The 13776-nt window shown below is 62.0% G+C and carries 16 protein-coding genes; 12 read left to right on the forward strand and 4 right to left on the reverse strand.

Annotated features, from left to right (window positions below; all coding sequences use genetic code 11):
- Window positions 1–251 precede the first annotated feature (251 nt).
- Window positions 252–2237 (reverse strand): autotransporter domain-containing protein, encoded by a 1986-nt coding sequence (locus tag ASE36_RS04015; protein ID WP_062275793.1) that lies wholly within the window; start codon window positions 2235–2237, stop codon window positions 252–254.
- Window positions 2238–2564: 327 nt separating this feature from the next.
- Between ASE36_RS04015 and ASE36_RS04020 the strand changes: the two genes are divergently transcribed.
- Window positions 2565–3512 carry a hypothetical protein gene (locus ASE36_RS04020; protein ID WP_062275794.1) on the forward strand — a complete coding sequence of 316 codons (948 nt, stop codon included), beginning with the start codon at window positions 2565–2567 and terminating at the stop codon, window positions 3510–3512.
- Between the two features lie 25 nt (window positions 3513–3537).
- Here ASE36_RS04020 and ASE36_RS04025 read toward each other — a convergent pair whose 3' ends face one another.
- Together ASE36_RS04025 and ASE36_RS04030 are read right to left on the reverse strand one after the other, a co-directional pair.
- Complete coding sequence (locus ASE36_RS04025) at window positions 3538–3897, reverse strand: GNAT family N-acetyltransferase (RefSeq protein ID WP_082510934.1); 360 nt, start codon at window positions 3895–3897, stop codon at window positions 3538–3540.
- A gap of 87 nt (window positions 3898–3984) precedes the next feature.
- Window positions 3985–5172, reverse strand: a complete 1188-nt coding sequence (locus ASE36_RS04030) for a winged helix-turn-helix domain-containing protein (protein WP_062275798.1) — start codon at window positions 5170–5172, stop codon at window positions 3985–3987.
- 148 nt (window positions 5173–5320) lie between these two features.
- Here ASE36_RS04030 and ASE36_RS04035 point away from each other — a divergent pair, with 148 nt between their 5' ends.
- From ASE36_RS04035 to ASE36_RS04045, 3 genes are read left to right on the forward strand one after another with little or no spacing between them, the layout of a single operon-like run.
- On the forward strand, window positions 5321–6001 hold the full coding sequence (locus ASE36_RS04035) for an energy-coupling factor ABC transporter ATP-binding protein (protein WP_062275799.1): 681 nt from the start codon (window positions 5321–5323) through the stop codon (window positions 5999–6001).
- Complete coding sequence (locus tag ASE36_RS04040; protein WP_082510815.1) at window positions 5995–6600, forward strand: energy-coupling factor transporter transmembrane component T family protein; 606 nt, start codon at window positions 5995–5997, stop codon at window positions 6598–6600. The genes ASE36_RS04035 and ASE36_RS04040 overlap by 7 nt, the downstream gene beginning before the upstream one ends.
- Window positions 6601–6629: 29 nt before the next feature.
- Window positions 6630–7193, forward strand: a complete 564-nt coding sequence (locus ASE36_RS04045; RefSeq protein WP_062275801.1) for a biotin transporter BioY — start codon at window positions 6630–6632, stop codon at window positions 7191–7193.
- Between the two features lie 30 nt (window positions 7194–7223).
- On the opposite strand, the gene ASE36_RS04050 is transcribed toward ASE36_RS04045, so the two are convergent.
- The gene (locus tag ASE36_RS04050; protein ID WP_062275803.1) at window positions 7224–7625 is read right to left on the reverse strand and encodes an acyl-CoA thioesterase; all 402 of its coding nucleotides are present in this window, start codon (window positions 7623–7625) and stop codon (window positions 7224–7226) included.
- Window positions 7626–7813: 188 nt separating this feature from the next.
- Here ASE36_RS04050 and ASE36_RS04055 point away from each other — a divergent pair, with 188 nt between their 5' ends.
- The 8 genes from ASE36_RS04055 to ASE36_RS04090 all read left to right on the forward strand — a co-directional run bounded on the left by ASE36_RS04055 (window position 7814) and on the right by ASE36_RS04090 (window position 13755).
- On the forward strand, window positions 7814–8749 hold the full coding sequence (locus ASE36_RS04055; RefSeq protein WP_062275805.1) for a histone deacetylase family protein: 936 nt from the start codon (window positions 7814–7816) through the stop codon (window positions 8747–8749).
- A 2-nt stretch (window positions 8750–8751) separates the two neighbouring features.
- Window positions 8752–9006 carry an exodeoxyribonuclease VII small subunit gene (locus ASE36_RS04060; RefSeq protein WP_062275807.1) on the forward strand — a complete coding sequence of 85 codons (255 nt, stop codon included), beginning with the start codon at window positions 8752–8754 and terminating at the stop codon, window positions 9004–9006.
- Between the two features lie 46 nt (window positions 9007–9052).
- Complete coding sequence (locus ASE36_RS04065) at window positions 9053–9364, forward strand: nucleotidyltransferase family protein (protein WP_062275809.1); 312 nt, start codon at window positions 9053–9055, stop codon at window positions 9362–9364.
- Window positions 9365–9392: 28 nt separating this feature from the next.
- Window positions 9393–9716, forward strand: coding sequence for a DUF86 domain-containing protein (locus ASE36_RS04070; protein ID WP_244474658.1), 324 nt, complete (start codon window positions 9393–9395; stop codon window positions 9714–9716).
- A 174-nt stretch (window positions 9717–9890) separates the two neighbouring features.
- Window positions 9891–10817: a pirin family protein gene (locus ASE36_RS04075; protein ID WP_062275814.1), complete on the forward strand. Its 927-nt coding sequence runs from the start codon at window positions 9891–9893 to the stop codon at window positions 10815–10817.
- Between the two features lie 92 nt (window positions 10818–10909).
- Complete coding sequence (gene dxs, locus ASE36_RS04080; RefSeq protein WP_062275816.1) at window positions 10910–12829, forward strand: 1-deoxy-D-xylulose-5-phosphate synthase; 1920 nt, start codon at window positions 10910–10912, stop codon at window positions 12827–12829.
- Window positions 12830–12904: 75 nt separating this feature from the next.
- A complete protein-coding gene (locus ASE36_RS04085) occupies window positions 12905–13213 on the forward strand; it encodes a DUF1778 domain-containing protein (protein ID WP_062275818.1) in 309 nt (102 codons plus the stop codon).
- Window positions 13210–13755 carry a GNAT family N-acetyltransferase gene (locus tag ASE36_RS04090; RefSeq protein ID WP_062275820.1) on the forward strand — a complete coding sequence of 182 codons (546 nt, stop codon included), beginning with the start codon at window positions 13210–13212 and terminating at the stop codon, window positions 13753–13755. Before ASE36_RS04085 ends, ASE36_RS04090 begins: the two co-directional genes overlap by 4 nt.
- The last annotated feature ends 21 nt before the right edge of the window (window positions 13756–13776 follow it).

The following is a 13776-nucleotide window of genomic DNA, read 5'->3' on the forward strand; positions in this document are numbered from 1 at the left end:
GCACCTGCGGTCCGACCCACCCCCTCAAGGGCAGGCTGGCGTGTGGCGCTTTTCCGTCACAGCAAACGTCCCCGCCGGCGGAAGCCACCCAGTTCCTCCTCGAGGCAGGGCTATCGCATATTGGGTATCGGTGGCTGTTCCGGACTCCTTCTTCTCCCCTCGGGGAGAAGTGCCGCGCGCATGCGAGGCGATGAGGGGGCTGTCCGGCACAGCTTCAGCGCTTACGAGGCAATCATGTCGCCTGTGCCTTGTCAGAAGATGATGCGGGTGCTGGCGCTCAGCCAGTAGCTGCCCCCTTCCTGGCTGGAGGCATTGAACATCAGCTGACCTTCAAGCGGCCCCGACTTCGTTTCAAGACCGATGCCACCGCGCAGCCAGTTCTGCTCTACCGGTGCACCGGGCAGATCGAAGCTGGAGAAGCCGATGATTTCGCCCGTGGTATCGGGTGCCTGATCCTCGAAGCGGTGGGCGATCTCGCCGCGGCCGATGAGGCTTACGGTCGCCGTGAGGTCATGACGCCCGTCCAGCCCAAGGCGAATGGTGTTGGACGAACCATCCACGGCGTCGAAACGGGCGGGAAAGCTGCCGCCGGTCTCCGTATAGCCATCGGTCTTCGTCGACAGGTGGGTGAAGCTGGCATAGGGCGTGAAGGCAAGCTCCCGAAGGCTGAAGGAATCGAGCCAGTCGAGACGGGCGCGAAAGCCGAGCGTTCGGGTGTCGGTTTCGCCACTGGAGGCATCGGCGCCGGTCCCGTTCAGATAGGCGCGGCGCATCGAGAGCTCGCCGATGCTGGCAAAGCCGGTCAGTGTCGCATAGACGCTGGGCGCGACCGCCATGCTGACCTCGGGCAGGACATAGCTGCCCTGGACACGGCTATAGCCGTCGAGATCGAGATCTGCTTTGGAATAGGATGTGCCGAGCGCGAGGCGCAGGGTGAGGTCGTCGGTCGACGCATAGGCAAAGCCGATTTCGCCGGTTGCCGTCGACCCAGTTCCGAATTCATTGCGCACCGCACCCAGATCCCCCGTCGCCCAGAGGGATCGCTGCCCGGCCGACAGCCGATGAAACATGGGTGAGGAATTTGCACCGTTCATGGCGAGATCGGCGACCTGCTGCGGCACGAAGAAGTGGCGTGGCAGGCCATCAAAGCTCTGCATATAGTCTTCGACAGCCACAATACCCGCGGAGGGGGTGGACGGATCGGTGGAGGCGCCACGCGCGATATAGGCCTTGCCGTCGCGAAGCGTGCCGGCGATGATCGTGCCATCGGCGGAGACGGCTGAGGCATCGTTCGTCACGTCCGTTGCGAGCGTGACACCGCTCCCGCGCAGCCAGTCGTCGACCGAGATCAACCCGGTCGCGTCCGACCAGCGAAAGCCGGAGGATGTGGCGTCGCTGCGGCCCGAGCGGCCGACGACAACCGATCCATCATCATTGACCGCAAGGGCCTCGGAATAGGTACCGCCGAGGGTTCCGAGATCCTGAATCGTCGCCGTACCGACCACGTAGCGGAAGGCGTGGGTCCCGGTCGCGGCATCCGATTGGCCCACGATCACCGAACCGTCTGCATTGGCTGCGACTGCGTTGGACTCGTCGCCGCCGGCGAGAACACCGATGGCGTTGGCCGCACTATCGTCCACCCAATACGCGGCAATCGCAAAACCACCGGCATCCTGAGCATTGCCGACGATAACGTGCCCGTCGCGGCTGATCCCGTTGGCGAAGGAATTGCTCCCGCCGAGCGTGCCGAGTTCCTGCATGCTTCCGGAAAGCGCTTGAGCATCATAGGTCCAGCGAAAGGCGCGATAACCACTGCTGGTATTGCCCCATCCGGCCACCACATTGCCGTCTCCGCTGACGCCGGTGGCACGCGAGACCGTGCCGCCCGGCAGGAAGCCCAAGAGATCAAACTGGCCCGAGGTGGCATTCGCCCGGTAGGCTTGGGTTGGATTGCCGCCGGATAGAATGCCGACATAGATGCTTCCATCGGAACTCACATCGCCGATGGAGAGCGAGTACCAGCCCGTTTCCGGCTGGATATCCTCGTTGCCGAGGCCGTCGGTCCAGATCAAACCATTGGACACGTATCCGCCGGGACCGCTCGGCGGCGTGAAGTAGGTCAGGAAATTGCCAACCACGATGCTGCCGTCCGCGCTCATGGCCGACGGCTGAACCGTCGAGCCAGGGACGCTGGCGATCCACTCATAACCATAATCTGCCGCGTCGGCATGGCTCATCCAAAAAGCAGAGCTTCCGACAAGAAGCAGAAGACATGGCAGCGGGCCGGGGTGGGTCAAAAAGCGCATGAAACCGTCTATCGCAAATCCATGAGACCGCCGGCCTTCGGGCTTCTGGCGGTGGTTATGCGAAAGAACTGTGTGAGTTGGGACTAATGCACAACTCCAAAGGTTGCATGCAATTTTTTGACGGCAGCGGAGGATGCGCGCCTGGTGAACGTCAGGTCACCTTGTTTCCATGATGCACGGGATGTGCGCGATGACCTTGCCTGGGCCAGGGTGCATTCCTAAAATCCGACCTGGTTTTCGGGTCTGGGGAACTTCACCATGTGGGACTTTTCCATCGGGCGGGCGATCGGCATTCTGGCCGGCACGCTGCCCTTCATTGCGCTGCGCATCGTCATCTATTTCACCATCACGCTTGCCTATGTGCTTGGAACCGGCGGTTCGGCCGGCATCGGTTATGGTGTCGGTACGGTGTTCGGCAGCGGCGAAGACTATGCCGTCTGGGGCGGGATCATTGGCTTCGGCCTCGTCTCCTTTGCGGTCTACTGGATCCGTGAATGGCTGCTCTACATGGTGAAAGCCGCCCACATTGCGGTGATGGTCGAACTTTACGAGGGGCGCAGCCTGATGGCCGACGGCAAGGGGCAGATCGCCCATGGTCGAGCGGTCGTCGAAGCCCGTTTCGCGGAGGCGAACCTGCTCTTCGTGCTCGACCAGCTGATCAAAGGCGTGATCCGGGCTATCACCGGGATCGTCGGCGGCATCGGCATGGTGATCCCCGGGCTCGACGGCGTTGCACGGTTTATCAATACGGTGATCCGGCTGTCGCTCACCTATGTCGATGAAATCATCCTTGCCCACAACATTCGCAGCAGCAGCGACAATCCCTGGGAAACCGGCCGACAGGGACTGGTTCTTTATGCGCAGAATGGCGGAAGGATGGTGAAGAACGCCGTTTGGCTGGCGATCTTCCTGTGGCTTCTCACCGCCGTGATCTTCGTGCTTTTGATCGGGCCGGCTCTGGGGCTGGTCTATGTGTTTCCGGGTGCCGCCAGCGGCTTCGGGATCGCGATTGCCGTGGTCGGGGCGCTGGCACTCAAGGCCGCCGTCCTCGAACCCTTCGCCATCGCGGCACTGATGCAGGTCTATTTCCAGACGATCGAAGGCCAGCAACCGGATCCCACCTGGGATGCCAAGCTCGCTTCCATGTCACGCAAGTTCCAGGATCTGAAGGACAGGGCGCTGACGGGTGCCAGCCGGGCGGCCTAGGCCAGGGCGTATCCTCAGCGGTCGCTCACACCACCTTGCGTGCCATGCCCACGGAGCGTGGCGCCGTTTCGTCGAAACCAAACTGGGCGTAGAGTTTGTTGGCCGGCACGTCGGCGATCAGGCTGACATAGGCTGTCTTGGGCAGGGTGGCAATAAACTCGGAAAGTGCCGCCATGATCCATTTCGCAAGCCCCCTGCCCTGGTGCTCCGGCAGGATGGCGATGTCGGTGACCTGAAAGAAGCAGCCGCCATCGCCGATGATGCGGCCCATGCCGACCGTCTCGTTATCGAGCATCAGGCTGACGCCGAAGATCGAGTTCGGCAGGCCCTTTTCTGCGGCTTCCCGGGAAAAGGGGCTGAGGCCGGCTTCGCGCCGCAGACGCATATAGTCGTCGACGGCGGGCACGCGGAGTTCGATGCGGTAGGCGCTGTTGTCGATCACGTCGAAGCTTTCTGTCCATGGTGTGGTTTGTCAGCCCAGCCAGCCGTCCTGGAGGCGGACGCTGTCCATTCCGGCGAAACGGGCGATGCGCTGCAATTCGGCTTCCAGCTTCTCCAGCCGCCCGGCGCTCGGCTTCACGCCCGGCTCCAGCCAGAGGCGGCGGACGGCGAGTTCGCCAGTCTTGCGCTCCGCCTTCATGTCGATGCGGCCGATCAGGCGGTCGCCCTCCAGCAGCGGGAAGACATAGTAGCCATATTGCCGCTTCGGCTCGGGCACGAAAACCTCGATGCGATAGAAGAAGCCGAACAGGCGCTCGGTCCTGTTCCGGTCGCGGATCAAGGGATCGAAGGGCGAGAGGACGCGGACACGGCCGGGTGGTTCAGGCGCGTCCATCAGGCCAGCGATCTGTCCGGCGAAGGCGAAGGAGGATCGTTGTTTGCCGTCTACAGTGCCGATCAGCACTTCCTCCAGTTCGTCGCGATGGGAGGTCACCCAGGCCTTGGCTTCGTCGGGCGTGATGATGTCGAAAAAGGCGGCAATCTCGCCTGACGTGGCAAAGCCGAGGCGGATGAGTGCGGCCCGGCAGGCCCAGTCGACGAAGGTGTCGTGATCGACCTCTCGAGTCTGATGCTCCTGCGGGATGACCCGCTCGGCCAGATCATAAACCTTCTGGAACCCTTCGCGGCGGGCAATCGACAGCTTGCCGGTGTGCCAGAGGAATTCGAGCGCCGTCTTCGAGGGATGCCAGTTCCACCAGCCGCCGGATTTATGGTCTTCGCCCTTCACATCACGAGCCATGACGGGGCCATGGTCGCGAATGCGAGCATAGGTTTCCTCAAAGGCCTTGTCGAAGCCTTCGCCTTGCCATTTTGCCCAGTTCTCCATGATCTTCGCCTCGCGGCGGACAAAGCGATGCTTCCAATAGGGAAAGAACTCGGACGGGATCACCGATGCATCATGAGTCCAATGCTCAAACAGAGACCGGTCCTTCTCCGCCAGATGCGCCAGATCAGCCTGTCTGTACGTCTGGTTGCGCGAAAAGAGGATCTGGTGATGGGCCCGCTCGACCCACTGGATGCTGTCGACCTGGACAAAGCCAAGGTCGTGGATCAGCTGGTAAAGCCCTTGACGGGACAGCGCCTTCGTCGGCGAGCGCGACAGGCCCTGCCGTTCGAGGAAGATCTTTCGGGCAAGCGGATTGGGGATCGGAATCGTCATGCCAGGAGGCTAGGGCATGTTCGTGGTTTGTTCAATGGGTGCTTGCAATATGGGTCTTACCGGCTTGCGCTAACCCACCCCCTCTCTGAAGCTGGCTCCTCCGCCTAGGACGGTCTATAGAGACCGGATCAGTCGGAGACCCCTCGCCTTGCACATAAATTTCGATCAGACCGAACTGCGTTACGGCGACCGTTTAGCCCTGAAGCCGTTGTCGCTGGAGCTTCACGAGGCTCGCATCGGCGTGATCGGGCTCAACGGCTCGGGCAAGACGAGTTTCGCCCGGCTAATTGCGGGACTGGCCAAGCCGTCCTGCGGAAGCGTCACGCTCGATGGCCTGGATACCGTCAACGACGAGAAGGCGGCGCGCGCCAAGACAGGGTTCATCTTTCAGAACCCGGGCAACCAGGTCATCCTGCCTCTTATCCGCGAGGATGTGGCGCTCGGGCCGAAATCGCGGGGGCTTGAGGGTCCGGAGGTCGACCGGCTGGTCGAGGAGACACTCGCCCGGTTCGGCATTCGCGATCTGGCGGAGCGGCGGCCGCATGAACTCTCCGGCGGTGAGTTGCAGCTGGCGGCACTCGCCGCCGTCTGCATCAATCGGCCCGATGTCGTGATCTTTGACGAGCCGACCAACCAGCTCGACCTCAGGAACCGCGCCCGGGTGAAGGCGGCGATCGAGGGGCTTGCCGAGCAGGCCGTTGTCATCAGCCACGATCTCGATCTGGTCGCGGACTTTTCAAGGGTGCTGGTCTTCCATGAGGGGGCGCTTGTCTTCGATGCGAGCGGAGACGCGGCCATTGCCCGCTACCGGGAGATCGCCGGATGCTGACAAGCCTGCATGTGGAGGGCACGAGCCTCTTACATCGCATTCCCGTGAAGCCGAAGCTTTTCGGGCTGATGATCTTCGGGCTGGGGCTCTATTTCGTGACTGCGCCACTCGTGCTCGCAGCGGCCGCGGCCCTCACCGCCTTCCTCTATGTCTCCACCGGCATCGGGCTATCGGAGGGCTTCAAGCGGCTGAGGCCTGTGCTGCTCACCATCGCGTTTCTTGCAGCCGTCAACCTTCTCCTGCTTTCGCCGCTCGAAGCGCTTGTCACGACGCTCCGGCTGCTTGCGATCCTCTTTCTCGCAGCCGCTGTGACGGCCTCCACGACTATTGCCGACTTCATGAGCGCCGTCACCGATCTCGCCCGTCCGCTGGAGCGGATGGGGCTTTTGAAGGCGGCCGATCTCGGTCTCGCTTTCGGTCTCGTCTTGCGTTTCGTGCCCGAAATTGCCGCCCGATACGAGGCGCTCAAGGAGGCGCATGCGGCGCGCGGCATTCCGGTCAGGCTGTCGCGCATGCTCGGGCCGCTGATCATTTCGACGTTGAAGGATGCCGATCGCATTGCCGAGGCAATTGACGCGCGGGGCATTAGAGGCCACTAAACCCTTCGAAATCGACAGGGGACCCTTTCATGACCACCAGAGACATCGTCCTTTCCGCCCTCTTCACTGCCATCATCATCGTGCTCGGCTTCATTCCGCCCGTGCCGATCCCGCTCATTCCAGTGCCGATCACGGCACAGTCCATGGGCGTGATGCTCGCAGGCTGCATCATTGGCGCCAAGCGGGGTGCCGCCGCCTATGCGCTGTTGGTCGTGCTCGTCGCGGTCGGACTTCCGGTTCTGTCGGGGGGCCGTGGTGGCCTCAACGTGCTGATGGGACCGACCGGCGGCTATATCTTCGGCTGGATCATCGGCGCTTTCGTGACCGGCATGCTGGCTGAAAAGCTGGTTCGCGAGGGACAATCGGCAGCCAAGCAGATGACCGGGTTCTTCATCGCCTCTGTTATCGGCGGCATCGGCGTCGTCTATCTCTGCGGCATGCCGTGGCTGTCCGTCGTTGCCGGCACGCCCTTCGACAAGGTCGTGCTCGGCTCGCTCGCCTTCATCCCGGGCGACCTGGTGAAGGCCGCGATTGCCACGCTCGCCGCTCGCGCGGTCATCGTCGGCTATCCGCTGCTGCCGGCGCGGACCTGATGCGTTCAGGGTCGCGCTTCGGCGCGACCTTCACCGCAGATAGCGATAGAGCCAGTCCCGCACATCCTCCGGTAAAGCGGCGGGTTCGCCGGTCTCCCGGTCGCGGGCTGTCCACGTAACGTCAATTTCGGCAACGGTGTGCTCGTCGCGCTCCATCTCCACCTCGAAGCCGACCGATTTTCCGCCGATCTTGTCGACACGCACAACCATGCGGACCTGATCCTCCAGGCGCAACGGCAAATGCAGGCGCAGTTCCAGCTTGGTCGGGCTGTAGCGAGGCTCGTCTTCCAGTGGCGGACGGTAGCGCCAGAAATGGCGGATTGCGGCCTCGGCATGGGTGACATAGGCCGCCGCCTGCATTTCGCCCGTATCGGCGATGTCGCGGTAGGGGATGGTGATCTCCATCACCTCGACCCGGTCAATCTCATCCATGCAAGGTCCCGTCTTTTCCGTGCGTTAGCAGCATCTAACGGCATCGTGGCCTGCTCCACAAGACGTGTCCCAAAAAGGTGCTTAAGCCAGACGCGAATAGGACAGCGACACGGCTGGGTAAAACCGCATTGCGAGGTGGAAGATGACGGCATGCCGCCTTATGTTCACCGCGACCAAGGATGGCCCCGATGACAACACGTCTCTACGAGAACCCACTCTTTCTGGAGCACAACACGCCGCCGGGGCATCCCGAACGGGCCGACCGGCTGCGTTCACTCAACATTGCGCTCGAACATCCGAATTTCGCCAAGTTGGAGCGGATCCAGGCGGTTCAGGCGAATGAAGATGCGGTGACGCTGGCGCATCCGGAGGCGCACCTGTTCGCCGTGATGCGTGAGATCCCCGAAGAAGAGGGCGAGATCAACCAGATCGAGGCCGATACCTATGCCTCGCCGAAGAGCCTGCAGGTGGCACTGACGGCGATCGGTGGCGCGATGGCAGCGGTTGACGACGTGATGAGCGGCAAGGCTGACAATGCCTTCGTCGCGGGCCGTCCGCCGGGGCACCATGCCGAGAAGTCAAAAGCGATGGGGTTCTGCCTGTTCAATACGGTGGCCATTGCGGCCCGTCATGCGCAGAAAACCTATGGCGTCGAGAGGGTCGCGATCGTCGACTGGGACGTGCATCACGGCAATGGCACGCAAGACATCTTCTGGGACGATCCGTCTGTGCTGTTCTGCTCGACGCATCAGATGCCGCTCTACCCCGGCACCGGCGCCAAGGACGAGACGGGCAAACATCGCAACATCGTCAATGCGCCGCTCTCGCCCAATGTCGGCTCCGATCATTTCCGCGAGGCGTTCAAGAGCCGGGTACTGCCAGCACTTCATGACTTCTCGCCCGACCTGATCCTGATCTCGGCCGGCTTCGACGCGCATCACCGCGATCCGCTCGCTCAGATCAATCTGGTCGGCGAGGATTTCGACTGGGCGACGGGGCGGCTTCTCGAAGTTGCCGATCGCTTCTCCAAGAACCGGGTCGTCAGCCTGCTCGAAGGCGGCTATGATCTCGAAGGGCTCGCCGAATCGGCCGGCCTGCACATCGCCAGACTGATGAAGGGTTGAGTATGTCCGACGCTGCCGTTTCCGCCGATCTTACCGGCATTTCCTTCGAAAAGGCCGTGGCCGAACTCGAAAGCATCGTCGCACGGCTGGAACGCGGCGATGTGGCGCTCGACGAATCCATCGCGATCTACGAACGCGGCGAGATGCTGAAGAAGCATTGCGAGACCTTGCTCTCGGCTGCCGAAAACCGGATCGAGAAGATCAGGCTTGATCGTGCCGGCAAGCCCACCGGCACCGAGCCGCTCGACGGGGCGTGAGGCGCCGTCTCTCGACCATAGCGGGAAAATTTGCTAGGGTTTGGCCATGGATAAGGACCTGGTCATTGCCAAGCTGCGGGAGCATCGCGACGAGCTGGTCGCGGTAGGGGCTGAACACGTCTCGCTTTTCGGATCCGTTGCCCGCGGAGAGTCAACGCCTCAGTCAGATCTCGATATCCTGGTAAAGCTTTCTGAGCCGGTAATCGAGTCTGGCTTGGGATACTTCAGTGCCTTGGCGATCCTACAAGAGAAAATCACAGCGATTACCGGTTACGAATGTGTGGACGTGATTGCCGAGCCAATCGAAAGAGACAGCGTTCGGCGATCCATAGAGCGAGATCGGCGCATTGCCTTCTAAGCGTCCTTTGACACGGATGAGAGACATCGTGGAAAACGGTGTTGCCACTCTGGAATATACCGGAGGGCTTGATTTTGATGGCTATCGGAAAAGCAAGATTACACGTGATGCCACCGAGAGGTGCCTTTCCAGAATCTCGGAAGCAGGTGTCAAACTTGGTCAACTGGCTGAAGAACTATTTCCCAACCACGACTGGCTGGCGATCAGAAATCTCGGAAATGTGCTCCGGCACAATTACCCCGGCGTGCTCGATTCTGTTATCTGGACCACTGTGACGCTCCGGCTGCCGCCTTTGCTCGCGGACCTCAACGCCTTCTTGTCGCAATACCCTCATGACCAAGAAGTGCTTTGAGCGCTGGTCAGTCCGCACACGGTAACACATTTTTGCTTCCGCCGGCTGCGAACGCTCATTCTGCTACCGCATTCAAAATCTGAACGCAGCGTCACGCCTCCGCACAGGCCTGACGACTGGCCTCCTGCTCCAGGCCATCCTACATTCAACGCATCCAACATGCGGAGACCGCCCATGTCCTTCTTCCCCGGAAACGACCCCGTCCCTGGCGACGGTTTTGCCTGTGATGCGATCGAGCATCTGATCATTCCGCGCTCCAGTGATATCGGCGGGTTTTCCGTGCGCCGCGCGCTGCCGTCGGTGAAGCGCCGGCTGGTCGGGCCGTTCATCTTCTTCGACCGGATGGGGCCGGCGGTGCTGAAAGCCGATGAGGCGATGGATGTGCGGCCGCATCCGCATATCGGGCTTTCCACCGTCACCTATCTGTTCGACGGCGAGATCAAGCATCGCGACAGCCTGGGTACCGAACTGGTGATTGCGCCTGGCGACATCAACCTGATGACGGCAGGGCGAGGCATCGTGCATTCGGAGCGCACGCCGGAAAACCTGCGCGGGCATCCGCTCGCCATGTCGGGCTTACAGACCTGGATCGCGCTTCCCGACCAGATGGAGGAGATCGATCCGGCCTTTGCCCATACCGCCAAGGCGGAGCTGCCGACCTTCCAGAGCGGTGGCGCCTCCGGCCGCGTGGTGATCGGCGCGCTCGATGGGCTGCGCTCGCCGGTGAAGACGTTTTCGGAGACGCTTTATGTCGATCTCCGTCTGGAAGCGGGTGCGAAGTTCCCCTTCGACGCGACGCAGGAAGAGCGCGCGCTCTACATTCTCTCCGGGGAGATCGAGATTGCAGGCGACCGTTTCGGGCCGGATCAATTGCTCGTTTTCCGGCCAGGCGACGCGATCACGCTGATCGGCGGTGCGGCCGGTTGCCACGTGATGCTGTTCGGGGGAGCGGCGATGGGATCGCAGAAACACATCTGGTGGAACTTCGTTTCGTCGTCCAAGGAACGTATCGAACAGGCCAAGGAAGAGTGGCGCACCGGGCGTTTCGACATCGTTCCGGGGGACGAAGAGGAATTCGTACCTTTGCCCGAGGGGAGATGATGTCTATATAGGTGTTCAGTGCCGACTATTTGCCCCGACCGGTTTGGGATGCTATCGCGCACCCAGAACGAGTTTGAGAAGGCTTACGCCCCGTGACATCCCTGCCCGATACGCCGCTCCTCGATCAGGTCAAGTTTCCCGCCGACCTGAAGGCGATCGAAGACAAAGAGCTGCCGCAACTGGCGCGCGAAGTGCGCGACGAGATGATCGATGCCGTGTCGAAGACCGGCGGACATCTGGGTGCCGGCCTTGGGGTGGTCGAGCTGACGATTGCCATTCACAAGGTGTTCAACACGCCGCATGACCGGCTGATCTTCGACGTCGGCCACCAGTGTTATCCGCACAAGATCCTGACCGGCCGGCGCGACCGTATTCGGACGCTCCGCCAGGAGGACGGTCTTTCCGGCTTCACCAAGCGCGCCGAGAGCGAATACGATCCCTTCGGTGCGGCCCATTCCTCGACCTCGATTTCGGCCGGCCTCGGCATGGCGGTGGCGGCCGAGCTTTCCAAGACTGATCGGAACGTGATCGCCGTGATCGGTGACGGTGCGATGTCGGCTGGCATGGCCTACGAGGCGCTGAACAATGCCGGTGCGCTAGACGCCCGCCTCATCGTCATCCTCAACGACAACGACATGTCGATTGCGCCGCCGACCGGCGCCATGAGCGCCTATCTTGCCCGTCTTGCTTCTGGCCGGACCTATATGGGTTTCCGCGACTTCGGCAAGAAACTGACCGCCTATCTCGGCAAGACCGTCGACCGCGCGATCACGCGGGCGGTCGAGCACGCGCGCGGTTATGTCACCGGCGGCACGATGTTCGAGGAGCTCGGCTTCTATCATATCGGGCCGATCGACGGGCATTCCTTTGAGCACCTGCTGCCTGTGCTGCGCAATGTTCGCGACAATGCGAAGGGGCCTGTGCTGATCCATGTGGTGACGCAGAAGGGCAAGGGCTATCCTCCGGCGGAGGCTGCGGCCGACAAATATCACGGCGTCAACAAGTTCGACGTGATCACCGGCACCCAGGCAAAAGCCAAGCCGAATGCACCGGCCTATACAGCCGTCTTTGCCGATGCGCTGGTCGAGGAAGCGCGTCACGACGAGAAGATCGTCGGCATTACCGCCGCGATGCCGAACGGCACCGGGCTCGACAAGCTGCAGACGCTCTTTCCCGAACGCACCTTCGATGTCGGGATTGCTGAACAGCATGCGGTGACCTTTGCGGCCGGCCTTGCGGCCGAAGGGTTCAAGCCATTCTGCGCGCTCTATTCGACCTTCCTGCAGCGCGGCTATGACCAGGTGGTGCATGATGTCGGCATCCAGGGCTTGCCCGTGCGCTTTCCGATCGACCGCGCCGGTTTCGTCGGCGCCGATGGCGCGACGCATGCCGGCTCCTTCGACACCGGCTTCCTCGCATCGCTTCCCGGCTTCGTCGTCATGGCGGCGGCCGACGAGGCGGAGCTGAAGCACATGGTGCGCACGGCGGCTGCCTATGACGAAGGCCCGATTTCGTTCCGCTATCCGCGTGGCGAAGGAGTCGGTGTTCCCATGCCGGAGCGGGGCGATATCCTCGAAATTGGTCGGGGACGTGTTGTCAAGCAGGGCTCGAAGGTGGCGCTCCTCTCCTTCGGCACTCGGCTTGCCGACTGTCTGCTTGCGGCCGAAGACCTTGATGCCGCGGGCCTCTCGACCACGGTTGCCGACGCCCGTTTCGCCAAACCGCTCGACCACGACCTGATCCGCCAGCTCGCCCGCCACCACAAGGTGGTGGTGACGGTGGAAGAAGGCGCCGTCGGCGGCTTCGGCAGCCAAGTCGTGCATTTCCTCGTCAACGAAGGTCTGCTCGACAACGGGCTGAAGGTCCGCTCGCTGGTGCTGCCCGACGTCTGGATGGATCAGGCTAAGCCCGAGGTCATGTATGCCAAGGCCGGGCTCGATGCGGCAGGGATCCTGAAGACAGTGTTTGCAGCGCTCGGGCAGGACGTGCCGGATGTGATTGCGGCGGGGTGAGGCTACCTCGCGCGGCGAGATTGAAGTGTACGCCGAAACGGCGTACACTTGTGGCGACACCGAGAGGTCGCCGATATGAGCACAGCCAAGGACATCAGCCAGACGAGGGAAGACCGTGCGACGGAACGAATGCACTTTCGCACGAAACCGCATGTCAAGCAGGCGATCCAGCGGGCCGCTGCGATCAGCGGGGTCGATGAAACGGCTTTTGCGATGAATGCGGCCTATGCCTCGGCGCTCGCGACGATCGAAGCCCATGAACGGACACTTCTGCAACCGATCGATCACGAAGCTTTCTTCGATGCACTCGACAGCCCGCGCTCCCCGACCGACGCTTTGCGAAAAGCCTTCGCCAGCCACAAGTCGCGCGTCATCAGCAGATGAGCCACGAGGGGCACTCGGTCATCATCGAGTTGCTCGATCCCGAGCGCCATGATCGGGATCAGTTCTCCTGCGGCGTCGAAACGGTCGATAACTATTTTCGCAAGACCGCGAACAAACTCGCCAAGGCCGGCAATGCACGCATCTACGTCATGACCTCTGAGACCGGCGATGTGGTTGGTTTCTATGCTCTCAATGCGCATTCTGTCGACTTCACGGAACTGCCGTCCCGCTTTGCCCGGACCCGCCCATCCCATGGCGCGATCCCGGCCGCTTTCATTTCCATGATCGGCGTAGACAAGCGATATGGTGGACAAGGATATGGCGGCGATCTGCTCGCCGACGCACTGCTGCGGATCGTGCAGGCAGCGGAGCGGATCGGTATCGCCGTTGTTATGCTCGATGTGCTGGACGACGGCGACCCGGACCTCGTCGCGCGTCGAAAGACGCTGTACCAGCGCTACGGTTTCGAGGCGCTGCCGTCCAATCCGCTCAGGCTGTTCATGTCGGTTGCAGTCATACGCGAGATGCTGACGACCCTGTGACAGCTGCCCTCTCTGGACTTC

The organism is Rhizobium sp. Root274, assembly GCF_001429245.1.
In the GTDB taxonomy this organism is placed as follows: Bacteria; Pseudomonadota; Alphaproteobacteria; order Rhizobiales; family Rhizobiaceae; genus Allorhizobium.